This is a genomic window from Dactylosporangium fulvum (assembly GCF_025137375.1).
In the GTDB taxonomy this organism is placed as follows: Bacteria; Actinomycetota; Actinomycetes; order Mycobacteriales; family Micromonosporaceae; genus Dactylosporangium; species Dactylosporangium fulvum.
Map to the genome: position 1 here is coordinate 1,931,618 of NZ_CP073720.1, position 25,919 is coordinate 1,957,536.

The following is a 25,919-nucleotide window of genomic DNA, read 5'->3' on the forward strand; positions in this document are numbered from 1 at the left end:
AGGAGGCACCCGTGCGCTTCGGCCACTTCGACGACGACCGCCGCGAGTACGTGATCCACCGACCGGACACCCCGCTGCCCTGGATCAACTACCTGGGCACCGAGGCGTACTTCGGGATCATCTCGAACACCGCTGGCGGTTACTCGTTCTACCGTGACGCCCGGCTGCGCCGGCTCACCCGGTACCGGTACAACAACGCGCCGTTCGACCTCGGCGGCCGCTACCTCTACCTGCGCACCGCCGACGGCGAGTTCTGGTCGCCGACGTGGCAGCCGACCCAGACGGAACTGGACGACTACGAGTGCCGCCACGGCCTGTCGTACACCAGGATCGGGTCGCGGTACCGCGGGATCCGGGCGGAGACGCTGTACTTCGTGCCGCTGGGGGAGACGCTCGAGGTCTGGCGGCTCAAGCTGACCAACGAGCAGCAGTCCGCCGTCGAGCTCTCCGTCTTCTCGTCGATCGAGTTCTGCCTGTGGGACGCGCAGGACGACGCCACCAACTTCCAGCGCAACTTCAGCACCGGCCAGGTCGAGGTCGCGGACGGCGTCATCTACCACAAGACGGAGTACCGCGAGCGGCGCGACCACTTCGCGTACTTCGCCTGCAGCGAACCGCTCGAAGGCTTCGACACCGCCCGTGAGTCGTTCCTGGGCCCCTACCGCTCGTGGGACCGGCCGGTCGTCGTCCAGCAAGGCGAGTCCACCGGCTCGATCGCGCACGGATGGCAGCCGCACGGCTCGCACCACGTCAAGGTCACGCTCCAGCCGGGGGAGACCCGCGAGATCGGCTTTGTCCTCGGCTACTGGGAGAACCCGCGCGACGCGAAGTTCGACCCGCCCGGCTCGCAGACGGTCGACAAGCGCCTCGTGCGGCCGGTCATCGAGCGCTGGCTCCGGCAGGAATGCGTGGACGAGGGCTTCGCCGCGCTCGGCCGCAGGTGGGACGAGCTGCTCGGCGGGCTCCAGGTCGACACGCCGGACGGGGACACCAACCGGATGGTGAACATCTGGAACGCGTACCAGAACATGGTCACCTTCAACATGAGCCGGTCCACGTCGTTCTACGAGTCGGGGATCGGCCGGGGCATGGGCTTCCGCGACTCCAACCAGGACCTGCTCGGCTTCGTCCACATGATCCCCGAGCGGGCGCGTGAGCGGATCCTCGACATCGCCGCCACGCAGCTGCCCACCGGCGGGGCCTACCACCAGTACCAGCCGCTGACCAAGCGCGGGAACAACGACATCGGGTCCGGCTTCAACGACGACCCGCTCTGGCTGATCCTGGGTGTCGCGGCGTACATCAAGGAGAGCGGCGACTGGAGCATCCTCGAGGAGCCGGTGCCGTACGACAACCAGCCCGGCAGCGAGGAGTCGCTCTACGGCCATCTCCAGCGCTCCCTGCGGTACACCCTCGAACGCCTCGGCCCCCATGGACTGCCGCTCATCGGGCGGGCCGACTGGAACGACTGCCTGAACCTCAACTGCTTCTCCGACACCCCGGGCGAGGCGTTCCAGACCACCGAGAACGCCAGCGGCGGCGTGGCCGAGTCGGTCTTCATCGCCGGCCAGTTCGTCCTGGCCGCCCGGGAACTGGCCGGCATCGCGCTGTGCCTCGGCCGGCCCGCGCAGGAGTACCTCGACGCCGCCGAGAAGATGGCCGGGACGATCGCCGAGCACGGCTGGGACGGCGCGTGGTTCCGCCGCGCGTACGACTTCCGCGGCAACGTCATCGGTTCGGCCTCGAACGACGAGGGGCAGATCTTCATCGAGCCGCAGGGCATGTGCGTCATGGGCGGCGTCGGGGTCGAGGACGGCACCGCGGTCACCGCGCTCGCCAGCGTGCGCGAGCGGCTCGCCACGCCGCACGGGATCATCCTGCAGCAGCCGGCCTACAGCTCATACCGGCTCGAGCTCGGCGAGATCTCGTCGTATCCGCCGGGCTACAAGGAGAACGGCGGCATCTTCTGCCACACCAACCCGTGGCTGATGATCGCCGAGGCGATCGTCGGCAACGGCGACGGCGCGTTCGACTACTACAAGCGGATCAACCCGTCGGCGCGTGAGGCGCTGAGCGAGGTGCACCGCTGTGAGCCGTACGTGTACGCGCAGATGATCGCCGGCCGGGACGCGCCGACCCACGGCGAGGCGAAGAACTCGTGGCTCACCGGCACCGCGGCCTGGAACTACGCGGCGATCACGCAGTGGATCCTAGGTATCCGCCCGGAGCTGGAGGGGCTGCGCCTCGCCCCGGTGCTGCCGTCCGGCTGGCCCGGCTTCACCGCGGTCCGCCGGTTCCGCGGCGCGACGTACCACATCACGGTGGAGCGCGGCGGTTCACGCTCCCTCCTGGTAGACGGCGCCCCGATCGACGGCGACGTCCTCCCCGCGGCCCCGGCCGGCACCGAGGTAACCGTCACACTCACGCTCTGACCCCGCCGCCCCCGCCGCATGCCCCCGCGATCTTGGAGTTGTGGTCCCTGACTTTTCCGATAAATACGGACAAAGTCGGGACCACAACTCCAAGATCGCGGGCTTTGAGGGTGGTCCGCGGGCGCTTTGTGCGCACAATGAGGCGTGACCCTGCAAAAGCCCCCACCCAACGGACGCCCGCGCTCGGCCGGCCGTCCGACACTTGACGAGGTCGCGTTACGCGCCGGCGTCGGTCGCGGCACCGTGTCGCGGGTGGTCAACGGCTCACCACAGGTGAGCCCCGAGGCCCGCGCCGCCGTCCAGAAGGCGATCGACGAGCTCGGCTACGTGCCCAACCGGGCCGCCCGCGCGCTCGTCACCCAGCGCACCGACTCCGTCGCCCTGGTCGTGTCGGAGTCGGAGGAGCGGGTCTTCGGTGAGCCGTTCTTCGCGGGGGTCGTCCGTGGGATCAGCTCGGCACTCGCCGAGACACAGTTGCAGCTGTGGCTCGCGATGGCCCAGTCGCCGGCCGAGCGGCTGCGCGTCGAGCACCACCTCACCAGCCAGCACGTCGACGGCGTGATGCTGCTGTCGCTGCACGACGCCGACCCGCTGCCCGCCCTGCTGGAGAAGCGCGGCCTGCCGGTCGTGCTCGGCGGCCGGCCCGCGCGGATGCTCGCCGACGACGAGCAGCTCAACTTCACCGCCCGGCTGTCCCAACTGTCCTATGTCGACGCCGACAACGAGGGCGGCGCGCGGATCGCGGTCGGGCACCTGCTCGACCGGCAGCGGCGCCGGATCGCGGCGATCGCCGGTCCGCAGGACATGGCCGTCGGTGTCTCCCGGCTCGCCGGCTACCGCGAGGCGATCGAACGGGCCGGCCTGCCCGTCGACGAGGGACTGATCGCGTACGGCGACTTCTCCGAGGCCAGCGGCGAGCGTGCGGTACGCGAGCTGTTCGAGCGCCGGCCCGACGTCGACGCGGTGTTCGCCGCGTCCGACCTGATGGCGGTCGGTGCCCTGCGCGCGCTGCGTGAGCTCGGCAAACGGGTGCCCGAGGACGTGGCCCTCGTCGGCTTCGACGACACCGCGATCGCGCGGCAGACCGACCCGCCGCTGACGACCGTCCACCAGCCGGTCGAGGCGATGGGCAGGGAGATGGCCCGGCTGCTCATCGCGCGGATCGGCGGCGCGGCGTCCTCTTCGGTCATGGTGGAGACCCATCTGGTGCGGCGCGCTTCGGCCTGACAGCGCCGGACCCGAGCCGTCCGCATGACCGCCTCCGGACCCGCGTGGCCTACAGTCGCGGGCGTGATCGTTTCGCGCCGGAGTCTGCTCGCTGTTCCGCTCCTCGGTCTCCTTGCCGCCTGCGGCGACGACCCCGGCGACTCGCCGGGCGCGCCGAGCGGTTCGGCCGGGGCCGCCTCCGGCGGCAGCGGTCCGGGGAAGATGCCGTTCAAGAACCCGCATCCGCTGCTGGTGGCGTTCGCGTCGACGAAGATCAAGGACTACGTCAGCGACTACGTGCCCGACATGAAGCTCAGCGCCGACATGTCCAACGGCAGCCCGCGGCTGGAAGCGGACAAGAAGGAGCTCGACAAGGTCGCCGCCTTCCTCGGCAACACCGCGTCGTCCACCGCGTTCTTCGGCGCGGGCGGCGTCGAGCGGGTGCTGAACCTGCGGTACCCGATGGGCAGCGGCACGGAGCACGAGATCGGGCTGGCGCTGGGCATCGCCGCGAAGTCCCTCGCCGTGCAGAAGGAGGACGTCAACCCGCCGAAGGCCGGCGTCCCGTTCATCGACGTGGTGACCCAGGCGCAGCTCAACACCGACGTCAAGATCGCCACGGCGATCCAGTACCTCAGCGACGACCTCGACCAGCTCGGCTTCACCGACACCGCGACCGTCGACCGCCCGTACGTCTTCATCGGCAAGGGCACCAAGGTCCTCGCCACGCCCGAGGAGCTCAAGGCCTCGCAGACGCGGCGGCTGTACATCGACCACGAGCGGATGCTGGAGCTCCAGCAGCGGGAGGGCATGCGCCGCTGGATCGGGCCCGACACGGTGCTCCAGGCGCTCGGCGAACTGCACGACACCCTTCGCTGAACCCTCCGCCGGGTTTGTGGATCTACCACTCCGGGCACTCGGTACCCGGAGGAGGTGGCGAACCATGAGTTCACAGTGGAAGCGGGGGCGGCGGCGCGCGGAGAGCGTCGCCGAGGACGCGTGGGAACACCTGCGGGCCGCGGTCGGCTCGGCGTCCGGCACGGCCCGCTCGGTCGGCGGCACCGTGAAGGACCTCGCGGACGAGGCGTCGAGTCGGTACGGCGCGGCGTCCGAGCGCGTCGGGTCGGCGGCGGACGAGGCGTGGCGGCGGGCCAACCTGGCCCTCGACGCGCTGTCGGGCCGCAGGCCCCGCAAGCCGTGGGGCTGGATCGCGCTGGCCGTGCTGGGCGGCATCGCGGTGGGCTGGGCGGCGGCTGCCACGGCGCCGAAGGCGATCCAGGCCGCGACGGACCGGTTCATCGAGGACGAAGAGGCCCCGATCCCGACAGGGATGACCACGTCGTACGACACGCCGGCCGCGCAGTCCCGCACCGACGGGTACCCGGCCGTCTGATCCCGCGCCGCCCTTGTCGCGCCGATCTTGGAGTTGTGGTGCTGGACAAACCGGGACATCTCGGGAGTGTCGCGGCGCCACAACTCCAAGATCGGCGCGACAAGGGCGCGATGGGGCGGGGTTACGAATACTTGCGGAGTTCGCGTCTTGCCAGGGATGCGCGGTGGACCTCGTCCGGGCCGTCGGCCAGGCGGAGCGTGCGCGCCTGCGACCACAGGGCCGCCAAGGGGGTGTCCTGGCTGACGCCGGCGGCGCCGTGCGCCTGAATCGCCTTGTCGATCACCCACTCCGCCATTGACGGCACCGCGATCTTGATTGCCTGGATCTCGGTGTGCGCGCCCTTGTTGCCCACCTCGTCCATGAGCCACGCGGTCTTGAGCACGAGAAGTCTGGCCTGCTCGATCCGCACCCGCGACTCGGCGATCCACTCCTGGATGACACCCTGCTCGGCGAGCGGCCTGCCGAACGCGACCCGCTGGCTGACCCGGCCGCAGAGCAGCTCCAGCGCGCGCTCCGCCATGCCGATGAGCCGCATGCAGTGGTGGATCCGGCCCGGGCCGAGTCGCGCCTGGGCGATCGCGAAGCCTTCGCCCTCACCGGCGATCAGCGCGTCGGCGGGCACCCGGACGTCCTCGAACACGATCTCCGCGTGGCCGCCGTGGGCACCGTCGGTGTAGCCGAACACGTGCATGCCACGCTTGACGGTGATGCCGGGAGCGTCCCGCGGTACACACACCATCGTCTGCTGCCGGTGACGCTCCGCCGCCGGGTCCGTCTTGCCCATGACGATGAGCAGCGCGCAGTTGGGGTTCATCGCGCCGGAGGACCACCACTTACGGCCGTTGATGACGTATTCGTCGCCGTCGCGCACGATGCTCGTGCCGATGTTCGTCGCGTCGGAGGAGGCGACGTCGGGCTCGGTCATGCAGAAGGCGGAGCGGATCTGGCCGTCCAGCAGCGGCTTGAGCCAGCGGTCCTGCTGCTCGGGCGAGCCGAACTGGGCGAGGACCTCCATGTTGCCGGTGTCGGGGGCGGCGCAGTTGAGCGCCTCCGGCGCCAGGTGCGGACTGCGGCCGGTGATCTCGGCGAGCGGCGCGTACTGGAGGTTGGTGAGCCCCGCGCCGTGTGCCGGGTCGGGCAGGAAGAGGTTCCAGAGGCCGCGGTCGCGCGCGGAACGCTTCAGGTCCTCGATCACCGGCGGGCGGGCCCACGGGTCCTCGAGCTCACGCATCTGCTGCTCGAAGACGTGCTCCGCGGGGTACACCTCCTCCTCCATGAAGTCGGTGAGCTTCTCGTGGAGCTCGGCCGTGCGCGGGTCGAAGCGGAAATCCATCAGCTCTCTCCATTGATCGCTGCGATGCCGTGTTCGAGCAGGGGAGGGACGAGCTCGCCGATCCGGTCGAAGCCGGCGCCGACCGTTTTGCCCTGGATGTAGCGGAAGTGGATGCCCTCCAGCACGATGGCCAGCTTGTAACAGGCCAGCCCGACGTACCAGTGCAGGTCGTCGCTCAGCGGGGCGCTCCGCGCGTACCGCCGCAGCAACTCGTCGCCGGTCGGGAATCCGGCGTCGGAACCGAGCCCGTCCGCGATCGGGTTGACCCCGGTCTTCAGGCGGTTGAGCACGTTCCAGTACGCCAGCAGCAGCCCGAGGTCGGTCAGCGGGTCGCCGATGGTCGCCATCTCCCAGTCGAGGACGGCGGCGACCCGCAGGGTGTCCGGGTCGACGATCAGGTTGTCCAGCCGGTAGTCGCCGTGGACGATGCCGGTCCGCGGGCTCGCCGGGATGCTCGCGGCCAGCTGCTCGCGCAGCGTGTCGGCGGCGGGCAGGTCGCGGCTGCGCGACTTGTCCAGCTGGCCGGTCCAGCGGCGGACCTGCCGCTCGAGGAAGCCCTCCGGCCGGCCGAAATCCGCCAGACCGACCTCCGCGTAGTCGACCAGGTGCAGCTGGGCGAGGGTGTCCATCATGGCGAAGGCGATCCTGCGACGGTTGTCCTCGCCCAGCGAATCGGTCTGCGACCGGTTCCGCAGCACGACACCCGGCACCCGCGCCATCAGGTAGAACGGCGCGCCGAGAACGCTGTCGTCCGTGCAGAGCAGGAGCGCCTCCGGCACGGGGACCATGGTCGCGCCCAGCGCCGAGATCACGCGGTATTCGCGGGCCATGTCGTGTGCCGTGGCGAGGACATGGCCCAACGGCGGGCGGCGCAGCACGAAGACCTCGTTGAGGACGTAGGTCAGGTTCGAGCGGCCGCCGGCCACGAGCTCGGCGCGCAGCGGCGCGCTGACCAGGCCGGGAGCCTTGGCGTCGAGGTACGCCGCGAGGCGGGGCAGATCAAGACCGGGCGGGGTGGTCATTCGGTCAGTCCATGGGTGAGACGCATTCTCTGTCAAGCGCTCATCTGGCCTTTGTCGGTGAATGTCGGGTTTGGCGGGCTCGTAAACGTTCCGGCATCGACACGGTGGCGAAACGGCGCGGAAACGGGCGGTGGGCAATCTGTTCGTGTACCGGAGAGCAAGGCGTACACCAACGGCGGCGTACATCCTCAGGCCAAGGACGAACGGGAGGTCGACTCAATGCTGCTACGGCTGAGGGTTGTGCTGCCCGACCGTCCCGGCTCACTCGGGCAGGTTGCCCGGACGCTGGGTGTGGTCGGCGCCGACATCGTTTCGGTGATAGTGCTGGAACGGGTCGGAGGCCGCGCGGTGGACGACTTCACTGTGGTCTGGCCGGCTTCGGCTCCTGTCGACCGGGTCCTCGCCGGTCTCGCGGCGATCCCAGGCGTCCGCGTAGACGGTGTGTGGCGCGGCACGGAGCTGTCGGAGCCGAACAGTGGCCGCGAGGTCGCGCTCATCGGACAGGTGGCGGCGAACCCGCAGAACGGCCTGGCAACGGTCGTTGATGCGGCTCCCGCACTGTTCGGCGCGGACTGGGCGGTCGCGATCCAGGTGGGATCCGACTGGGCGGGCGGCGGCGCGCGCGCCCAGGCATGGTCCGAGAGCTCAGTGATCTGCGCCAGTTGGCGCGCTCCGGTTGTCCCCCCACAGGTGGACATCGCACCACTCCGACCCCGTGCGATGAGCGCAGCTGACGGCATTCATCTTGCTGTCGCGCCTTTTCAGCGCGGAGGGTTGGTCCTTGTCGTCGCCCGCGGCGGGGCGGACGGCGACGCTGGAGCGCCACCCTTCCACGGCTCCGAAGTGGAACGGCTGGCGCAGTTGGTCGGTGCAACCGCGTCTGTGCTGGGGGAACGGCTGGCGGGGCCCGGCTTGGCGGAGCTGGGTAAGGCGGGCGGTTCTGTTGCCGGAACGCCCGCTCCCGCCGGCACAAGCCCCTCGTGGGCAGCCTAGCCAGGAGCGCGGCATGACCCTCTGGCGCATCCGGGCCACGGTCGACGACCGGCCCGGCTTCCTCTCCGTGCTGACCGCCAGCCTCGCGCTGCGCAAGGTCAACATCCTCTCGGTGCAGGTGCACACGACCGAGTCCGGCGCGGTCGACGACTTCCTGGTCGAGGCCCCGGACCAGCTCACCGCGGGCGACCTGCTCGAGGCCGTGCAGCGCGGCCGAGGCCGGGACCCGTGGATCGCCCGGGCCGACGTGCGCGGCCTGATCGACGAGCCGACCCGCGTGCTGGCCCTGGCTGCGAAGGTGATCGACGAGACGTCGACGTTGGAGGAGGCGATCGCGTCCCTGCTCGGGAACTGCGACATCTCCTGGCGCGCCGAAAGCTCCACCGGCACCGCCGGCTTCACCGCGACGGGCATGCAACTGCAGGACCCGGCGGGCGGCACGCTCTTTGTCCGGCGGCACGCGCCGGCGTTCACCCCGGCGGAGTACGCCCGCGCCCAGGCGCTGGTCGCGCTCGCGAGCGTCGCCGGCAAGCGCACCGCCGCCTAGCGGCACCGAACGATCACAGCCGGCCCGGGTGCTCCGGGCCGGCTGAGAGCCGTCTCAGCCACGACAGCACATGGGGCTGCACCGTCGCGCGCCTACATGTAGGGTGGCGACATGTTGATTGGGTACATGTTGCGGACCCACGCATGAGCGGCCTCGAGTTCGCGCGGCTGCAGTTCGCGCTCACCGCGTCGATGCACTTCCTCTTCGTGATGCTCACGCTCGGGCTCGTGGTGCTCGTCGCGATCATGCAGACGCGCTACGTGACGTCGGGCAACCCGGTGTACGGCAGGATGGCCCGCTTCTGGGGGCTGCTGTATGCGATCAACTACGCCGTCGGCATCGCGACCGGCCTGGTCATGGAGTTTCAGATCGGGATGAACTGGAGCGGCCTGTCGCGGCTGACCGGCGACGTGTTCGGCGCGCCGCTCGCCCTGGAGACGCTCATCGCGTTTGTGCTGGAGTCCACGCTGCTCGGCATGTGGATCTTCGGCTGGGGGCGGCTGAACAAGAAGCTGCACCTGGCGCTGATCTGGGGCGTCGCGGCGACCGCGATGCTGTCGGCGTTCTGGGTGATGGTCGCCAACGCGTTCCTCCAGCACCCCGTCGGCTACGAGCTCGACGCCGCCGGCACCGCGCGGCTCACCAGCTTCGGCGCGCTGCTCGGCAACGGCGCCCTGTGGTTCGCGCTGATGCACGCCGTCTCCGCGGCGATGGTCACCGGCGGCATCTTCCTCGCCGGGGTCAGCGCCTGGCACCTGCGCAAGCGCCGCAGCGACGACGAGCTGTTCCGCCGCTCGCTGCGGCTGGGCCTGCCGGTCGCGCTGGTCGGCCTGTTCTTAACGATCGGCTTCGGCTATGCGCAGTTCGGCCCGATCGGCGCCTACCAGCCGACCAAACTCGCGGGCGGCGACGAGGCGGTGGCGCAGCAGGCGGCGATGGTCGCGAAGTTCGGGCCGGGGGACTACCTGCCGAGCAACGCGGTCGGCACCTCGCTCGGCCTGATGATCGAGGTCGCCAACCTGCTCTTCCTGGTGCTGCTCGTCGCGCAGGTGCTGACCGTCCGCGACGTCATCGTCAGGCGGCGCTGGGCCCGGCCGATGCTGTGGGTGCTCACCGCGATCATCCCCGTGCCCTTCCTCACCGCGATCGCCGGCTGGATCGTCCGCGAGGAAGGCCGCCAGCCCTGGGCCGTCTACGGGCTGCTCAAGACCGCCGACGCGGTGTCGCCGATGAGCGCGGGCGCACTGCGCTGGTCGACGATCGGCTTCACCGTGCTGCTCGCCGGACTGGTGCTCGTCGACTGGTGGCTGCTCGCCAGACAGGCCAGACGCGGACCGGGCGACGAGTTCCTGCCCCAGCCGGAGCCCGAGCGGCAGTTGACGGGAGTGGCGCTATGAGCACCTTCTGGTACGGCATCCTCGGCATGCTCTTCGTCCTCTACTTCGCGCTCGGCGGGCTGGACCAGGGCGTCGCGATGCTCCTGCCCACCATCGGCGGCGACGCGGACCGCCGCCGCGCGCTCAACGCGATCGGGCCGATGTTCCTCGGCAACGAGGTCTGGATCGTCGGCGCGATCGGTGTGCTCGTCGCCGCGTTCCCGCGCCTGGAGGGCGAGCTGTTCGGCGCCGCCTACCCGGTGATCGTCGTGACCCTCATGGCGCTCCTCGCGCTCAACGCGGCCGTCCAGCTGCGCAGCCGGGGCCGGCGCCGGGGTTTGTTCGACCCGCTGATCGCGGTCAGCGGCCTGGCCCTCGCGCTCGGCTGGGGCCTGCTCCTCGGCACGCTGCTGCACGGCGTGCCGCTGACCGCCGACGGCCACGTCCACGGCTTCCCGGCGCTCCGTGACCCGCTCGTCTGGGGCACCGCACTCGCCAACGTGCTGCTGGTCCTCACGCACGGTGCCGCGTTCCTCACCTGGCGACTCGACGACGGCCCACTGCGCGAGCGGATGCGCCGCCGCACCGCACGGCTCGCGCCGGCCGCGGCCGCCGTCGTGCTCCTTGTCGCCGGGGGGTGGTACGTGCAGAGCCCGGCCTCGATCCGCAACCCGCTGATCGCCACCCTGCTCACCCTGGCCGTCGCGGTCGCCGTGGTGGTGGCCGGGCTGCGGCCCCGGTGGGCGTTCGCCGCGACCCTTGTGGCCTGTGCCCTACCCGTGGTCGCGGTCGCATCAGCGCTGTATCCGGGCGTGCTAGCGTCCACGGTGGACCCGGGCGCGACGGTGACCGTCGACGACGCGGCGGCCGGCGGCGACACGCTGCGACTGCTCGCCTTCGGTGCGGCGCCACTGCTGCCGGTGCTCGTCGCCGTGCAGGTTTCCTGCTGGTGGCTGTTCCGGCGGCGGGAGCGAGTGCCCACCCCCCTCTACTGGTAGGGCACGTGGACAAACGACTGCTGCGGCTCGGGCCGGTCCGGCGATACGCGATCGTCCTGGCCGGCTCGGCGCTGCTGGCCGCGATCCTCGTGGTCGCGCAGGCCGTCAGCCTCGCGGCCGTGCTGGTCGCGGCGGTCGACGGACGGCTCGACCGGGCCGCGCTGCTGGTCTGCCTGACCGCTGTCGTCCTGCGCGGCGTCCAGCGGGCCGGCGCCGACGCCCTCGCCGGGCGGGCCGCCGCCGGCGTGAAGGCGCACCTGCGCGAGGAGTTGCTGCGGAAGGCGACCGGGCGGGGGCCGGGCTGGCTGGCCGGCAGGCGCGCCGGCGAGCTCGCGACCCTCGCCGGGCGGGGCGTCGACGGGCTCGACGGTTATCTGGCCGGCTACCTGCCGCAGGTCTTCCTCGCCGCCTTCGTCCCGCTCACGGTGCTCGGCTGGCTGGCGATCACCGACTTCGCGTCCGCCGTCGTGGTCGGGCTGACACTGCCGCTCATCCCCGTCTTCGGCGCGCTCGTCGGGTGGCAGACCGGTGCCCGTACCAAACGCCAATGGCACCTGCTGAGCCGCCTCGGCGGCCACTTCCTCGACACCGTGCAGGGCCTGCCGACGCTGCGGTCGTTCGGTCGCGAACGGGCCCAGGTGCGCCGCGTCCACGAGATGGCCGACGCCTACCGCGTGGCCACGATGCGCACGCTCCGCCTGGCGTTCCTCTCGGCGCTGGTGCTGGAGCTGGTCGCCACCGTCTCCGTCGCGCTGGTCGCGGTGCCGGTCGGCCTGCGGTTGCTGGACGGCAGGCTGACGCTGGGCGCCGCGCTGGTCGTGCTGCTCCTCGCCCCCGAGGCGTATCTCCCGCTGCGGGCCCTCGGCACCAAGTTCCACGCCAGCCAGGAAGGGCTCGCGGCGGCTTCGGAGGTGTTCGCGGTGCTCGACGCGCCGCCGCCGGCCACCACCGAGGCCCGCCTGCCGGAGCTCAGCGGCCTGGTGTTCGACCGGGTCGGCGTGGAGTACGGCGACGTGGTCGCGCTCCGCGAGGCGTCGCTGGAGGTGGCGCCCGGCGACCGGGTCGCGCTGGTCGGCCCGAGCGGCGGCGGCAAGTCCACCGTCCTCGCACTCGTCCTGGGCTTCACCGCGCCGACCACCGGGCGTGTCCTCGTCGGCGGTGTCGACCTGAGCCACCTCGACCTGGCGGCGTGGCGGGCGCGGCTCGCCTGGATGCCGCAGCGCCCGCACCTCTTCGCCGGCACGGTGACCGACAACATCCGCCTCGGCGCCCCGGACGCGCCGTTCGACGACGTGGTGGCGGCCGCCGTCGCCGCCGAGGCGGACGGATTCGTGCGCGCGCTGCCGGACGGCTACGACACGGACCTGGGCGTGCGCGGGCTCTCCAGCGGCCAGCGCCAGCGGCTCGCGATGGCCCGCGTCTGGCTGCGCCGCGACGCCCGCCTGCTGCTGCTCGACGAGCCGACCGCGCGGCTCGACCCGGCGAGCGAGGCGGCGGTGATCACCTCGGCCGCCCGGCTGGCCGCCGACCGCACGGCGCTGCTGGTGGCCCACCGCCCGGCCCTGCTGTCGATCGCCACCCGGATCGTCGACGTCCGCGCCGGCCGGCTGACGGAGCGCTCGGCGGCGGAGGCGGTGCCGGCATGACGACCGACGCCTCTGTCAACACCTCTGTCTCGCGCCTGGTGGGTGCCGGCGCGGTGGTGCGGCTGGTGTTCGCCGGGCTGCTCGGGGTCGCGACCGAGCTGGCCGGCATCGGCCTCATCGGCACCGCCACCTGGATGATCGTCCGCGCGGCCGAACAGCCGCCGCTGGCCGCGCTCGCGGTGGCCATCGCCGCGGTGCGCGCGTTCGCCCTGTTCAAGGGCGGCCTCCGCTACGCCGAGCGCCTCGCCGGCCACGACGCCGTCCTGCGGGTCCTGGCCGACCTCCGCACCCGGGTCTTCGCCGCCCTCGCGGAGCCGGCCTCGGGCGTGTCGACGGCCGCACCCACGGCCGGCTCCACGGCCGGCCGCTCACTCAACGCCGGTGATAAATCCGATATATCCGGACATAGTGGCGGGCAGTTGGGCCGGGCTGACCTCGGTGGTGCGGCTGGGAGCGGCGGGGACGTGCTCAGCCGGGTCGTCTCCGACGTCGACGCCGTTCAGGACGTGATCCTGCGCGGGGTGCTGCCCGCCTGTGTCGCGGCGCTGGTCGGGATCGGGGCCGTCGCCGGGATCGGGGCCGTCGAGCCGCTCGCCGGGGCCGTGCTCGCGGCCGGGCTCCTCGTCGCCGGGGTCCTCCTGCCCTGGCTCGGGCACGTGCTGAGCCGCCGGGGGTCGGCGGCGATCGCGGCCGCCCGTGGTGACGTCACCGCCTCGGCCGTGGACGTGGTGCACGGCGTGGCGGAGCTGGCCGCGTACGGTGCGCTGCCGCGCGCCCTCGACCGGGCCGCCGGGCAGGGGCGGCGGCTTGCCCGGCTGGAGGCCCGCGCGGCGAGTGTCGGCGCGGTTGTCGGCGGGATCGCCGCGCTGGTGCCGGCGCTGCTCGCGGTCGGCATCGCGCTCGCCGTCGACGGCTCGGCCGCGCCGGTGCTGGCGTTGATCGCGCTCGCCGTCGGTGAGGTGGTCGTACCGCTCGCGTCCGCGGCGGTCCGCCAGTCCGAGCTCCGGGCCGCCCTGGCCCGCGTCCGCGCCCTCCTGGCCGCCGGCTCCGCCAGTCGCGTTGATCATGCGGTTGTGGTGCCCGACAAACCTGGGCAGACCGGGAGGGTCGCGGCACCACAGGTGCATGATCAGCACGAGTGGGGGGTGCGGCTGGCCGGGGTCACTGTGCGGTACCCGGGGAGTTTTGCTGCCGCGCTCGAGCGGGTTGATCTCGACATCCCGGCCGGGCGGCGGGTCGCCGTCGTCGGGAGCAGCGGCGCCGGCAAGTCGACGCTGCTCGACGTCATCGCGGGCCGGGTCGAGGTCGAGCAGGGCGCCGTCGAAGGGTTCCCCGACGGGGTCGAGCGCTGGCGGGTCGCCGGCGGGGTGTTCGCCGACGCACACGTGTTCCACGCGACGGTACGGGAGAACGTCGCCCTCTGGCGGGACGGCTTCGACGACGACGCCGTCCGGCGCGCGCTGACCGACGCCGGCCTGCCGGAGTACGGCGACCGGCTCGACGAACTCGTTGGGGAGGACGGCGCCAAGCTCTCCGGCGGGCAGCGCCAGCGGCTGCTGCTCGCTCGCGCGTTGCTGGACGCACCGCCCGTACTGCTGCTCGACGAGCCCACCGAAGGGCTCGATCCCGCGGCGGCGGACGCGGTGCTCGCCACGGCGTTGCGGGCCGCGGGGGACCGGACGGTGGTCGTGGTGACCCACCGGCAGGCGGACCTCGCGCGGTTCGACGACGTGGTCAGGGTCGAGGCGGGCAGACTCGGCCGCGGTTGACGCCGGGCTCGTCGGGTGTGGGATTCTTGTCCCCGTGGAGGTGGTCTCGCACCGCAAGGCCGACGGCCCGATCGACCACTACGTCGACGGCCTCGCCGCTGCCCTGCGCGGACCCCGCAAGCACCGCGCCGAGATGGTCATGGAGGCGCGGCACAGCCTGCAGGACGCCGCGGACGCGTTCGAGGACGCCGGGCTCGACCGGGCCGACGCGGAGCGCCGTGCCGTCGGCGAGTTCGGCACCTACCGGCAGGTGGTGCCCGCCTACCAGGCGGAGCTGGCCAACCTTCAAGGCCGTCGCACGGCGGCCTGGATCGCGCTCGCCCTGCCCGTCGTCAACCTGCTCGAGCCGTTGATGTGGTGGGACAGCCCGTGGAGCACCGACAAGGCCAGCCGTTTCTACTGGGTGCTCGTCGACCATTTCCAATACACGTCGTTCCTCGCGGCGGCGATCGCGGCGCTGGTGATCGTGGGCTTCTCGTGGGGGAGCCGCTTCCTGGGCGACGGCGTGCGGTATGCGCGCATGGTCGGGCTCGGCACGATGATGTTCCTCGGCCTGCACGGTCTGGTCGGGGCGGCGGTGTTCGTGCTCAGCATCTACCAGTGGCCGGCCGCGGTGACCTGGCCGCCGGTGCTGATCGGCATGATGGTCAACCTGGCGGCGTTCGGCTATGCGGGCGTGCTCGCGGTGCGGTGCGTGAGCTTCGCGAACACAACCCCGCGGCTGCCCGGGAATGCCGGGACGGGACCGCTGACTACGCGGTGGCCGGCGGGGGCATGAGCACCGCGCCGATCGTCGCGGTGAACTCCTGCCAGGCCGAGCGCTCCTCGGCGAGGACCTTGCGGCCGGCGCTGGTCAGGCGATAGGTGCGCCGCTCCCGGCCGCCGACGGTGGACCAGGCGCTCTCGACGTAACCGGCGCGCTCCAGCCGGCGCAGGGCCGGATAGACGGTGCCGGTGGGCAGCGCGAGCGATCCGCCGCTGCGCTCCTGCAGGGCCTCGATGATCGCATAGCCGTGGCGGGGCTCGCCGTCGAGAACCGCGAGCAACAGTGCGTCGAGATGCCCGCGTAGCGCGTCCGCCTTCATGTGTAGCGAGTCTACGGGTTCCTTCGCCGACACGCTATGGAGGGGGTTTAGCGCCCCGCCTCTTGGGCAGACCGGCTGCACCATCGGCGACGGGAGAAGTATGAGGCGTCGGGTCGAGTCCGCGCGTGACATCGAGCTGTTGTGGCCCAACGGCCTGGGGACGACCCTTGCGATCGCCTCGAGCCGGGCGCTGGCGTTCCGGCGCGGGGTGCCCCGGCCGGCGGTGTCGACCCCGCAGTGGAGCCCTCCGCGGGGCAGGCACGCGAAGCGGGAACTGAACGCGGCCGTCGTCGCGGAGTGGCTCGTCGGGCACCTGCCGGAGGGCCGCTACCACGGCCTGGTCGTCGGGTCGCCGCACGGTGCGGCGGTGCACCTCGCGCTGGCGCTCGGCGTGCCCTGGCTGCCGGTCTCGTTCGAGGTACCGACGCCGGACGCCGCGACGAGTGAACACCCGGCCGCCGAGGGGGAGCGCCTCGCCCGCGACGTCCTGGACGCCAACGCCGACGTGACCGTCCGCCAGGTGTACGACCCGGTCTGGCGCGGCTGGTCCGGGGCGGCGGCCGCCTACGCCGTGGTCCGCTGGCAGCGATTCCCCACGGCGTACCGCGAGTTCGTCGCCGAGCGGCTCACGCCGGACGCCCCGATTCTGGTCGTCCGCGACGTGAGCCGCTGGCTGACGACGCGCGGCGACGGCGGGTACACCTTCCAGCTCGGCAGCCGGGCCAGCGGCCTGATGCCCAGCGACTACTACGACCGCAGGGACGGCGGCGGAACGAACCAGCCGGAGGACGGCGACAGCGAGCGCAGCGTCGACCGGGGTCTCGTCGAGGACCTCCGCCGGTTCGCGACGGCGCACGGGCACCCGGTCCGGCAGGTCCTCTACCGGCACCCCGACGTGCTCAGTGGCGCGGTCGCCGACCTGTACCGCGAGTGGCTGCGCGGCGGCGACCGCACCGGCAACCGGCTGGTCGTCGAGTGCGGCCGCCTCATCGACCCGTGGCACGTGATCCGGGCCGGGCTGGTGCCCTACTGGTGCGAGCACCCGCTGCGTTCGGCCGTCCGTGCGTTGTCGTGGTGGCTCGCGGGCAGCGAGCCGTACACGTCGGTCGAGGTGCTGCCCGAGCCGCCGGGGATGCCGCTGCCGACCGTGGCGCACCTGTCGGAGTGGGAGGCGATCGCGGCGTTCGCCTCCCGGCACAGCCTCGTCGACCGGCGGTGCGCCCGGGCGTACCCGTCGGGCATGGTGCCCGCGCACCATGCGACGCAGGTGCTGCGCACCCACCCGTACGACCTGCCCTATCTGCCGTTCGTCGACGCCGACTACGCACTCTCGGCGCTCGCGCAGAGCGCGCAGGCCGACGGGCTGCTGGTGCTGTGACGCCGCGGTTCAGGCCGCCGTGGTGTCCTCCGACTTCTCCTTGTTCTTCTGCACCTTGCTGATCACGTCGTGGAGCGGCTTCGTGCCGCTGCCGACGACGATGCCGGTCACGATCGCGTCGACCCACACCGGGATGCCGTTCCAGCCCTCGTCGGCCATCGCGTGCAGCAGGTAGATGCCGCCGGCCGACGACGCGATGGTCGCGATGGCGGTGGCGAGGCCCCAGGAGACGAGCCCGCGGCTGGCGCGGCCCTTCTCCACCATGGACTTGGCGTGGGCGACCTGGATCAGGTCGTCGAGGGTCGCCTCGTGGTACTTGTTGGCGAGGTTGGCGACCGCCTTCTCCAACTCGCCGCGGGCGTGCTTGCCGGGCAGGAACCGTGCGAACGGCTCCAGGATCCGCTCGACCGCGGTCGCGAACGCGAAGAGCGCGGCGAAGATCGTGGTCGCGTCGGGCAGGTGGATCGCCTGCGCGTTGACGTCGAACCGCCAGAACGCCCAGGAGACGGCCCCGCCCGCCGCGACGAGCAGGAACGCCGAGACGAGGGCGCCGATGCTCGCCTGTTGCGGCGGGACGGCGGCGGCCTCGCCACCGGGGGCCGGGATGTCACCGCCGGCGACGGCGACGGCCGTGCCGATCTCCGCCGGGACGCCGGCGTCGCCTCCGGGAGCACTTCCGGGGGCGCCTCCGGGGGCGCCTCCAGGGGCGCTGATGTCCGCGGCGACCCCCGAAGGGGCCGATGCGTCGGCGGGGCCGGCCTGCGCCGGGATGTGGGCCGGGACCTGCGCGCGGCCGACGGCCTGCTGAGCGGGTGCGACCGTGGCCGCGGCAACGACGCGGCCGGGGGTGGTGCCGAGGACGACGTTGCGTCGGACGAGAGCCATGGGCGGAAGGCTAGCGTTCGTCGATGTCTCGGCTCACTCGGGGCGGACAGCCGCGGGGCCGCTGTCCGCCCCGGCGGTCCGGGGATCGGACAGCGGCCCCGCGGGTCGCGCTGTGTGGCTGTGCTCGTCAGGCGGCGGGTGCCGCCGAACCGCTCGGTGCGGCGCTCGCCGACGCGCTCGGGTCGGCCGTGGCCGTCTCGGCCGGCGGCGGCAGCGCGCTGCCCTTGACGTATTCGCTCCAGGGCTTGTCCCAGTCGGTCCAGCCGTTGCCCCAGGCGAGCTTGCGCGGCGTGCCCTTGACGATGTGGACGTCGCCGATCTTCGTCAGGTTGAACAGGAACTTCGCGTTGGCCTCGGAGACGTTGGTGCAGCCGTGCGAGACGTTGCGCTTGCCCTGGTCGCCGACCGACCACGGGGCCGAGTGGATGTACTCGCCGCCGCTGGTCGTGCGCTGTGTCCAGTACACCGTCTCGCGGTACGGGTCGGACGGGTCGGTCGACACGAACAGCTCGGACTGCTGCTTGTCCATGACCACCATGTGCCCGCTCGACGACGGCGTCTTGGGCTTGCCGAGGCTCACCGGGATCGTCTTGACGACCTCACCGTTCTTCTCGACCGTCATCTGCTTGGTCTTGTCGTCGGTGGTCAAGATGATCTTGTCGCCGATGGTGAAGTTGCTGGTGACGTCCCGTGTGCCGTAGCCGGTCTTGGTGAGCTGGAGGCCGCCCGTGGCCAACCGCACGCTGACCTTGGTGCCCGCCTGCCAGTATTCCTTCGGGCGGTAGTGGACCTCGCCGCCGTTGAACCAGTACCAGGTGCCGACCTGCGGCGGGTCGCTCTTGACGAGCAGCCGCTTCTCGACGCTCGCCCGCAGCTCCTGCGGGACGCTCGAGCCGAAGCGGACGACGATCGGCATGGCGACGCCATACACCTTGTTGTCCGAGAGGGCGGTCGAGACGTTGACCGTCTTGCCGGGTTTGGCCATGGTGGTGAAGGTGACCTTGGTGCCGGCGGCGTCGCCGGCGGAGGTCACGGTTGCCGTGTACTGCGTGCCGTATTTGAGCTGCGTCGTGGGGACCCAGGTCGCTCCGTCCGGGCGGAACGAGCCCGCCACCGTGCCACCGGCGGTGTCCGTCAGCGTGACCACGGCGTTGGCGCCGGGGCTCGTCTGCAGGGACAGTTCGGCGGCGGTGGAGACGTTGTTCGCGCCGTCTGCGGGCGCGGCGAAGGTCGCCTTGGGCAACTCGGCGGACGCGGAAGCCGAGGGGCCGCCGGCACTGCCGTCGGTCCCGCTCCACTTGGGCTTCGTGTCGGAACTGCAAGCAGAGAGGGCGACGAGGCTCGTCAGAGCGGTGATCGTGGCCAGTACGCGTGCGGAGACTCCCATGTCCACACCTCCTTCATTGGGCTAGAGCATGCATCGGTTCTGAGGCCGGTGTATCCCAGGTTTGTGCCACCCGGTTCAATGGGCGAAATGCAACCGGTCGAACCGTGTGGTGGCGGGCGATCTTGCCGTGCATCATCGTAAGAAGTAACGGATGGTACGAGCCACCCGCTTCTTGGACGCGTCCCAGACGGCTCCGGGTTGCGTACCGATTCGATAACGCGGTGCGATAGGTGCTCCCACCTGCTGCTCGTGGGATTTGTCACGATCTCGCGCAGTAGGTTCGATCGGACGACAGACTGTACGTTGGTCGCCGACGTACGCAGCGGGCGCTCGGACATGTCACGCATGACCGTGCAAATAGCGCCCGCTCTTCGCGTACACTGGCAAGACCTCTCCTCAGGGCCGACGTTGTCCCGATTCGCACTCGATGACGTCAGGAGGCTCGATGGGTTACCCCGGACCGCAGCCGCAGGGCTTGTATGACCCTGCCTTCGAGCACGACGCCTGCGGGGTGGCCTTCGTGGCCGACATCCACGGCCGCAAATCGCACGATGTCGTGTTCAAGGGCCTTTCGGCGCTGCGGCGCATGGACCACCGGGGCGCCCGCGGTGCCGAGCCCAACACCGGCGACGGCGCCGGCATCATGATCCAGATCCCGGACGCCTTCCTGCGTGAGGTCGCCGGGTTCGAGCTGCCGCCCGTGGGCTCCTACGCCACCGGTCTGGCGTTCCTGCCGACCGACGACGCGGCCGCCGAGCGGGCGATGCGGGTCCTGGAGAAGTACGCGCTGGTCGAGGGCGCCCAGGTGCTCGGCTGGCGGGACGTGCCGACCGACCCCACCGACCTCGGCGCCACCGCGCTGGCTGCCATGCCGCGGATCCGCCAGGTGTTCGTGAGCGCGGAGAAGCTCGGTGCGCCCGGCCAGGCGCTCTCCGGCCTCGACCTCGAGCGGGTCGTCTACTGCGTGCGCAAGCAGGCCGAGCGCGAGACCCGTGAGCGGGGCATCCAGCTGTACCTGCCGTCGCTGTCGTCGCGGACGATCACGTACAAGGGCATGCTCACCCCGGACCAGGTCGTGACGTTCTTCCCCGACCTGTCCGACGAGCGTGTGACGTCGGCGATCGCGCTGGTGCACTCGCGCTTCTCGACGAACACCTTCCCGTCGTGGGAGCTTTCGCACCCCTACCGCATCATCGCCCACAACGGCGAGATCAACACGATCCGCGGCAACCGCAACTGGATGGCCGCCCGCGAGGCGCTGCTGTCGACCGAGAACCTGCCCGGCAACATCCGCCGCCTGTTCCCCATCTGTACACCCGAGGCCTCCGACTCCGCCAACTTCGATGAAGTCCTGGAGCTGCTGCACCTGGCCGGCCGGAGCCTGCCGCACGCGGTGCTGATGATGATCCCGGAGGCGTGGGAGAACGACCTGCGGATGGACGCGCGGCGCCGGGCCTTCTACCGCTTCCACGCGTGCCTCATGGAGCCGTGGGACGGCCCCGCGAGCGTCGCGTTCACCGACGGCACGGTCGTCGGCGCGGTCCTCGACCGCAACGGCCTGCGCCCGGGCCGCTGGTGGCAGACGGCCGACGGGCTCGTGGTCCTGGCCAGCGAGGCGGGCGTGCTCGACCTCGACCCGGCCACGATCGTCGCGAAGGGTCGCTCGGCGCCCGGCAAGATGCTGCTCGTCGACACCGCCGCCGGCCGCATCCGCACCGACGACGAGATCAAGGCCGAGCTGGCGCAGGCCGAGCCGTACGAAGAGTGGCTGCACGCCGGGCTGATGGACCTCGAGCAGCTGTCCGAGCGCGAGCACGTCGTCTACACGCACGACTCCGTCCAGCGCCGCCAGCAGACCTTCGGGTACACCGAGGAGGAGCTCAAGATCCTCATCGGCCCGATGGCCCGCGCCGGCGCCGAGCCGCTCGGCTCGATGGGCACCGACACCCCGGTCGCGGTGCTCTCCACCCGGCCGCGACTGATGTACGACTACTTCACCCAGCTGTTCGCGCAGGTCACCAACCCGCCGCTGGACGCGATCCGGGAGGAGCTGGTCACCAGCGTCGGCGCGACGATCGGCCCCGAGGGCAACCTGCTCAAGCCGGGCCCGGCCTCCTGCCGGCAGATCGCGCTGCCGTACCCGGTCATCGACAACGACGACCTGGCCAAGATCCTGCACATCGACGACGACGGCGACCTGCCCGGCTTCAAGGCCGTGCGGGTGTCGGGCCTCTACCCGGTCCGTGACGGCGCGGTCGGTCTCAAGCGCCGCCTGGTCGAGATCATGCGCGGCGTGTCCGAGGCGATCGAGGACGGCGTGCGCATCCTGGTGCTGTCCGACCGCGACTCGACGGCCGACCTGGCGCCGATCCCGTCGCTGCTGCTCACCGCGGCCGTCCACCAGCACCTCGTGCGCGAGCAGACCCGCACGCAGGTGTCGCTGGTCGTCGAGTCCGGCGACTGCCGCGAGGTGCACCACGTCGCCCTGCTGTCCGGGTTCGGCGCGTCCGCCGTCAACCCGTACCTCGCCTTCGAGAGCGTCGAGGACCTCATCGCCACCGGCGCGCTGCCCGGCCTCGACCCCGAGAAGGCGATCCACAACTACGTCAAGGCGCTCGGCAAGGGCGTCCTGAAGATCATGTCCAAGATGGGCATCTCCACCGTCTCGTCGTACTGCGGCGCCCAGGTCTTCGAGGCCGTCGGGCTCGACCCGCGGCTCGTGGAGCGGTACTTCACCGGCACGCCCAGCAAGATCGGCGGCATCGGCCTGGCCGAGGTCCACGCCGAGATCGTCGCCCGGCACGCGCGGGCGTACCCGGCCAACGACGCCGAGCGGGCGCATCGGCGGCTCGAGGTCGGCGGCGAGTACCAGTGGCGCCGCGAGGGCGAGCTGCACCTGTTCAACCCCGAGACGGTCTTCCTGCTCCAGCACGCGACGCGGTCCCGCCAGTACGACGTCTTCCAGCGGTACACCTCGAAGGTCGACGAGCTCGCGGGACAGGCGGGGTCGTTGCGGGGGCTGTTCGAGCTGCGCACCGGAACGCGCCCGTCGGTGCCGCTCGAGGAGGTGGAGCCGGCGACGGAGATCGTGAAGCGGTTCGCGACGGGCGCGATGTCGTACGGCTCGATCTCCGCCGAGGCCCACGAGACGCTCGCCATCGCGATGAACAACATCGGCGGCAGGTCGAACACCGGTGAGGGCGGCGAGGACGTGGACCGGCTCCACGACCCGCGCCGCCGCTCCGCGGTCAAGCAGGTCGCGAGCGGCCGGTTCGGCGTGACCACCGAATACCTGGTCAACGCCGACGACCTGCAGATCAAGATGGCCCAGGGCGCCAAGCCGGGCGAGGGCGGGCAGCTGCCCGGCAACAAGGTGTGGCCGTGGATCGCGAAGACCCGCCACGCCACGCCGGGGGTCGGGCTCATCTCGCCGCCGCCGCACCACGACATCTACTCGATCGAGGACCTCGCGCAGCTCGTCTTCGACCTCAAGAACGTCAACCCGGCCGCCCGCGTGCACGTCAAGCTGGTGTCCGAGGTCGGCGTCGGCACGGTCGCGGCGGGCGTGGCGAAGACGAAGGCCGACGTCATCCTGATCTCGGGCCACGACGGCGGCACGGGCGCCTCGCCGCTCAACTCGCTCAAGCACGCCGGCACGCCGTGGGAGCTGGGCCTCGCCGAGACCCAGCAGACGCTGCTGCTGTCGGGGCTGCGCGACCGGGTCAGCGTCCAGGTCGACGGGCAGCTCAAGACCGGCCGCGACGTGATCGTGGCGGCGCTGCTCGGCGCGGAGGAGTACGGCTTCGCGACCTCGCCGCTCATCGTCTCCGGCTGCATCATGATGCGCGTCTGCCACCTCGACACCTGCCCGGTCGGCATCGCCACGCAGAACCCGGCGCTGCGCAAGCGGTTCACCGGCAGGCCGGAGTTCGTGGAGAACTTCTTCTGGTTCCTCGCCGAGGAGGTCCGCGGCTACCTGGCCGAGCTGGGCTTCCGCACGCTCGACGAGGCGATCGGCCACACCGAGCTGCTCGACGTGCGGCCGGCCGTGGAGCACTGGAAGGCCGGCGGGCTCGACCTGACCCCGTTGCTGCACGTTCCCCCTCTCGCGGACGACGCCGCGCGCCGGCAGACGACCAAGCAGGACCACCGGCTCGAGCGGGCGCTGGACAACCAGCTCATCGCGGCCGTCTCGCCGGCGCTGGACGCGGGCGAGGGAGTCAAACTGGAGATCGCGGTCCGCAACGAGCACCGCTCGGTCGGCGCGATGCTCGGCGGGGAGATCGTGCGCCGGGTCGGAGGCGCCGGCCTCCCGGACAACACCGTGGACGTCACGTTGCGCGGCACGGCGGGGCAGTCGTTCGGGGCCTGGGTTCCCCGCGGTGTCACCCTCCGGCTGTTCGGCGACGCCAACGACTACGTCGGCAAGGGCCTGTCCGGCGGCCGGCTCGTCGTCCGGCCCGACGACGCCGCGCCGTTCGTCGCCGAGGACCAGATCATCGGCGGCAACACGGTGCTCTACGGCGCGACCGCCGGCCAGCTGTTCATGCGCGGGCGGGTCGGCGAGCGGTTCGCGGTGCGCAACTCCGGCGCCGCGGCGGTCGTCGAGGGCGTCGGTGACCACGGCTGCGAGTACATGACCGGCGGGACGGTCGTGGTGCTCGGGCCGACGGGCCGGAACTTCGCGGCCGGCATGTCCGGTGGCGTCGCGTACGTCCGGCACCTGGACAAGGCGCTGGTCAACGCCGAGCTCGTCGATCTGCGGCCGGTCTCGGACCCGTCGACCCTGCGGCTGCTCGTCGAGCAGCACCTCGCCGAGACGGGGTCCGCGGTGGCGGCCCGCCTGCTCGATGACTGGGACGCCTCGGTGGCGGAGTTCACCGAGGTCATGCCGCGCGACTACGAGCGCGTGACGGAGGCGATGCGGGCCGCCGAGGCTGCCGGCCGCGACGTGAATGCGGCTGTCATGGAGGTGGCACGTGCCTGACCCGAACGGCTTCCTGCGGTACGACCGGCGGCTCCCTTCCCGCCGGCCCGTGCCGGTGCGGCTGCGGGACTGGCGCGAGGTCTACCCGTCGGCGTCCGACGAGCTCGTCACCGAGCAGGCGTCGCGGTGCATGGACTGCGGCATCCCGTTCTGTCACGACGGCTGCCCGCTGGGCAACCGCATCCCGGACTGGAACGACCTGGTCCGTACCGGCAACTGGGACTTCGCGATCGAGGCCCTGCACGCGACGAACAACTTCCCGGAGTTCACCGGGCGGCTGTGCCCCGCGCCGTGCGAAGCGGCGTGCGTGCTGTCGATCGCGGGCGGCCAGGCGGTCACGATCAAGCAGGTCGAGGTCGAGATCATCAACCGGGCCGTCGAGGCGGGCCGGGTCACCCCGCGCCCCGCGCCGGAGCGCTCCGGCAAGAGCGTCGGTGTCGTCGGCTCCGGCCCGGCCGGGCTCGCGGCGGCGCAGCAGCTCGCCCGCGCCGGTCACGACGTGACCGTCTACGAGCGTGACGACGCGTTGGGCGGCCTCCTCCGGTACGGCATTCCGGACTTCAAGCTGGAGAAGGAGCACATCGACCGCCGTCTGGAGCAGCTGCTCGCCGAGGGCGTCAAGTTCCGGACCGGCGTCAACGTCGGCGTGACCGTGTCCGTCGACGAGCTGCGGGCGTCGCACGACGCGCTGCTGCTCGCCTGCGGCGCGCTCGCCGGTCGCGACACCCCGGAGACGCCCGGGCGGGAGCTGCACGGCGTCCACCTCGCGATGGAGCACCTCGTCGAGGCCAACCGGGTCGTCGCCGGCAAGGTGCCGTCGGCGTCGGTGACCGCCGCGGGCAAGAACGTCGTCATCATCGGCGGTGGCGACACGGCCGCCGACTGCCTCGGCGTCGCGCACCGGCAGGGCGCCAAGTCCGTCCTGCAACTCGACCAGTACCCGATGCCGCCGGAGCAGCGGGACGAGTCGCGCGACCCGTGGCCGACCTGGCCGTGGATCCTGCGCGACTACCCGGCGCACGAGGAGGGCGGCGACCGCGCCTTCGCCGTCGCGGTCACCTCGTTCGAGGGCGACGAGGACGGCAACCTGCGGGCTGTGCGTATCGCCGAGGTTCAGGTGTCCAGAGTGGACGGTGCCCGGCGGGTCACCGTCGTCGAGGGCACCGAGCGGGAGTTCCCGGCGGAGCTGGTGCTGCTGGCGATCGGCTTCGAGGGCACCGAGGAGGGCCCGCTGCTGAAGTCGCTGGGCCTCACCCGCAACCGGCGCGGCGGCATCAACTCCGACGGCGACTGGCAGACCAGCGCGCCGGGCGTGTTCGTCGCCGGTGACATGCACCGCGGCGCGTCGCTCATCGTGTGGGCGATCGCCGAGGGCCGGGCCGCGGCCGCCTCGATCCACGCGTACCTGGGCGGCGACGGCGCCCTGCCGTCGCCGGTCGACCCGGCCGCGGCGGCGCTGTCGGCCTGACCCGGTCGCAGGTG

Annotated in this window: 19 protein-coding genes; 14 read left to right on the top strand and 5 right to left on the bottom strand. The window is 71.8% G+C overall.

Annotated features, from left to right (window positions below):
• The first annotated feature begins 11 nt into the window (after window positions 1-11).
• The 4 genes from Dfulv_RS08970 (at window position 12) to Dfulv_RS08985 (ending at window position 5,031) form a co-directional block, all read left to right on the top strand.
• On the top strand, window positions 12-2,432 hold the full coding sequence (locus Dfulv_RS08970; RefSeq protein WP_259862178.1) for a GH36-type glycosyl hydrolase domain-containing protein: 2,421 nt from the start codon (window positions 12-14) through the stop codon (window positions 2,430-2,432).
• A gap of 150 nt (window positions 2,433-2,582) precedes the next feature.
• On the top strand, window positions 2,583-3,659 hold the full coding sequence (locus Dfulv_RS08975) for a LacI family DNA-binding transcriptional regulator (RefSeq protein WP_259867563.1): 1,077 nt from the start codon (window positions 2,583-2,585) through the stop codon (window positions 3,657-3,659).
• A 63-nt stretch (window positions 3,660-3,722) separates the two neighbouring features.
• The gene (locus tag Dfulv_RS08980) at window positions 3,723-4,517 is read left to right on the top strand and encodes a hypothetical protein (RefSeq protein ID WP_259862179.1); all 795 of its coding nucleotides are present in this window, start codon (window positions 3,723-3,725) and stop codon (window positions 4,515-4,517) included.
• A 64-nt stretch (window positions 4,518-4,581) separates the two neighbouring features.
• Window positions 4,582-5,031 (top strand): hypothetical protein, encoded by a 450-nt coding sequence (locus Dfulv_RS08985; RefSeq protein ID WP_259862180.1) that lies wholly within the window; start codon window positions 4,582-4,584, stop codon window positions 5,029-5,031.
• Between the two features lie 121 nt (window positions 5,032-5,152).
• On the opposite strand, the gene Dfulv_RS08990 is transcribed toward Dfulv_RS08985, so the two are convergent.
• The gene (locus tag Dfulv_RS08990; RefSeq protein ID WP_259862181.1) at window positions 5,153-6,364 is read right to left on the bottom strand and encodes an acyl-CoA dehydrogenase family protein; all 1,212 of its coding nucleotides are present in this window, start codon (window positions 6,362-6,364) and stop codon (window positions 5,153-5,155) included.
• Window positions 6,364-7,386, bottom strand: coding sequence for a phosphotransferase family protein (locus Dfulv_RS08995; RefSeq protein WP_259862182.1), 1,023 nt, complete (start codon window positions 7,384-7,386; stop codon window positions 6,364-6,366). Before Dfulv_RS08995 ends, Dfulv_RS08990 begins: the two co-directional genes overlap by 1 nt.
• 15 nt (window positions 7,387-7,401) lie before the next feature.
• Between Dfulv_RS08995 and Dfulv_RS09000 the strand changes: the two genes are divergently transcribed.
• The 7 genes from Dfulv_RS09000 (at window position 7,402) to Dfulv_RS09030 (ending at window position 15,493) form a co-directional block, all read left to right on the top strand.
• Window positions 7,402-8,379 (top strand): ACT domain-containing protein, encoded by a 978-nt coding sequence (locus Dfulv_RS09000; RefSeq protein ID WP_319805778.1) that lies wholly within the window; start codon window positions 7,402-7,404, stop codon window positions 8,377-8,379.
• Window positions 8,380-8,392: 13 nt separating this feature from the next.
• A complete protein-coding gene (locus Dfulv_RS09005) occupies window positions 8,393-8,926 on the top strand; it encodes an ACT domain-containing protein (RefSeq protein WP_319805779.1) in 534 nt (177 codons plus the stop codon).
• Between the two features lie 143 nt (window positions 8,927-9,069).
• Entirely contained in the window at window positions 9,070-10,323 is a 1,254-nt protein-coding gene (locus Dfulv_RS09010) for a cytochrome ubiquinol oxidase subunit I (RefSeq protein ID WP_259862183.1), read from the top strand.
• The gene (locus Dfulv_RS09015; protein WP_259862184.1) at window positions 10,320-11,300 is read left to right on the top strand and encodes a cytochrome d ubiquinol oxidase subunit II; all 981 of its coding nucleotides are present in this window, start codon (window positions 10,320-10,322) and stop codon (window positions 11,298-11,300) included. Before Dfulv_RS09010 ends, Dfulv_RS09015 begins: the two co-directional genes overlap by 4 nt.
• A gap of 5 nt (window positions 11,301-11,305) precedes the next feature.
• Window positions 11,306-12,946, top strand: coding sequence for a thiol reductant ABC exporter subunit CydD (gene cydD / locus Dfulv_RS09020; RefSeq protein ID WP_259862185.1), 1,641 nt, complete (start codon window positions 11,306-11,308; stop codon window positions 12,944-12,946).
• Complete coding sequence (gene cydC, locus Dfulv_RS09025; protein ID WP_259862186.1) at window positions 12,943-14,715, top strand: thiol reductant ABC exporter subunit CydC; 1,773 nt, start codon at window positions 12,943-12,945, stop codon at window positions 14,713-14,715. Before cydD ends, cydC begins: the two co-directional genes overlap by 4 nt.
• 34 nt (window positions 14,716-14,749) lie before the next feature.
• Window positions 14,750-15,493, top strand: coding sequence for a permease prefix domain 1-containing protein (locus Dfulv_RS09030; RefSeq protein WP_259862187.1), 744 nt, complete (start codon window positions 14,750-14,752; stop codon window positions 15,491-15,493).
• Here the strand turns inward: Dfulv_RS09030 and Dfulv_RS09035 are convergent.
• Window positions 15,468-15,800, bottom strand: a complete 333-nt coding sequence (locus tag Dfulv_RS09035; RefSeq protein WP_259862188.1) for a PadR family transcriptional regulator — start codon at window positions 15,798-15,800, stop codon at window positions 15,468-15,470. The two genes, Dfulv_RS09030 and Dfulv_RS09035, sit on opposite strands and share 26 nt — an antisense overlap.
• Window positions 15,801-15,900: 100 nt before the next feature.
• Here Dfulv_RS09035 and Dfulv_RS09040 point away from each other — a divergent pair, with 100 nt between their 5' ends.
• The gene (locus Dfulv_RS09040) at window positions 15,901-17,178 is read left to right on the top strand and encodes a hypothetical protein (RefSeq protein ID WP_259862189.1); all 1,278 of its coding nucleotides are present in this window, start codon (window positions 15,901-15,903) and stop codon (window positions 17,176-17,178) included.
• A 9-nt stretch (window positions 17,179-17,187) separates the two neighbouring features.
• On the opposite strand, the gene Dfulv_RS09045 is transcribed toward Dfulv_RS09040, so the two are convergent.
• On the bottom strand, window positions 17,188-18,063 hold the full coding sequence (locus tag Dfulv_RS09045; protein ID WP_259862190.1) for a hypothetical protein: 876 nt from the start codon (window positions 18,061-18,063) through the stop codon (window positions 17,188-17,190).
• A 127-nt stretch (window positions 18,064-18,190) separates the two neighbouring features.
• The gene (locus Dfulv_RS09050; protein ID WP_259862191.1) at window positions 18,191-19,450 is read right to left on the bottom strand and encodes a L,D-transpeptidase; all 1,260 of its coding nucleotides are present in this window, start codon (window positions 19,448-19,450) and stop codon (window positions 18,191-18,193) included.
• Window positions 19,451-19,895: 445 nt separating this feature from the next.
• Between Dfulv_RS09050 and gltB the strand changes: the two genes are divergently transcribed.
• Both gltB and Dfulv_RS09060 read left to right on the top strand, forming a co-directional pair.
• A complete protein-coding gene (gltB, locus tag Dfulv_RS09055; protein ID WP_406567952.1) occupies window positions 19,896-24,437 on the top strand; it encodes a glutamate synthase large subunit in 4,542 nt (1,513 codons plus the stop codon).
• Window positions 24,430-25,905, top strand: a complete 1,476-nt coding sequence (locus tag Dfulv_RS09060; protein ID WP_259862193.1) for a glutamate synthase subunit beta — start codon at window positions 24,430-24,432, stop codon at window positions 25,903-25,905. Before gltB ends, Dfulv_RS09060 begins: the two co-directional genes overlap by 8 nt.
• Window positions 25,906-25,919: the final 14 nt, after the last annotated feature.

Excerpts from the sequence above, each read along its gene's own strand:
- Dfulv_RS08985 (WP_259862180.1), top strand. The coding sequence starts at position 4,582 with ATGAGTTCACAGTGGAAGCGGGGGCGGCGGCGCGCGGAGAGCGTCGCC.
- Dfulv_RS08990 (WP_259862181.1), bottom strand. The coding sequence starts at position 6,364 with ATGGATTTCCGCTTCGACCCGCGCACGGCCGAGCTCCACGAGAAGCTC.
- Dfulv_RS08995 (WP_259862182.1), bottom strand. The coding sequence starts at position 7,386 with ATGACCACCCCGCCCGGTCTTGATCTGCCCCGCCTCGCGGCGTACCTC.
- Dfulv_RS09005 (WP_319805779.1), top strand. The coding sequence starts at position 8,393 with ATGACCCTCTGGCGCATCCGGGCCACGGTCGACGACCGGCCCGGCTTC.
- Dfulv_RS09010 (WP_259862183.1), top strand. The coding sequence starts at position 9,070 with ATGAGCGGCCTCGAGTTCGCGCGGCTGCAGTTCGCGCTCACCGCGTCG.
- Dfulv_RS09015 (WP_259862184.1), top strand. The coding sequence starts at position 10,320 with ATGAGCACCTTCTGGTACGGCATCCTCGGCATGCTCTTCGTCCTCTAC.
- cydC (WP_259862186.1), top strand. The coding sequence starts at position 12,943 with ATGACGACCGACGCCTCTGTCAACACCTCTGTCTCGCGCCTGGTGGGT.
- Dfulv_RS09035 (WP_259862188.1), bottom strand. The coding sequence starts at position 15,800 with ATGAAGGCGGACGCGCTACGCGGGCATCTCGACGCACTGTTGCTCGCG.
- Dfulv_RS09040 (WP_259862189.1), top strand. The coding sequence starts at position 15,901 with ATGAGGCGTCGGGTCGAGTCCGCGCGTGACATCGAGCTGTTGTGGCCC.
- Dfulv_RS09045 (WP_259862190.1), bottom strand. The coding sequence starts at position 18,063 with ATGGCTCTCGTCCGACGCAACGTCGTCCTCGGCACCACCCCCGGCCGC.
- Dfulv_RS09050 (WP_259862191.1), bottom strand. The coding sequence starts at position 19,450 with ATGGGAGTCTCCGCACGCGTACTGGCCACGATCACCGCTCTGACGAGC.
- gltB (WP_406567952.1), top strand. The coding sequence starts at position 19,896 with ATGGGTTACCCCGGACCGCAGCCGCAGGGCTTGTATGACCCTGCCTTC.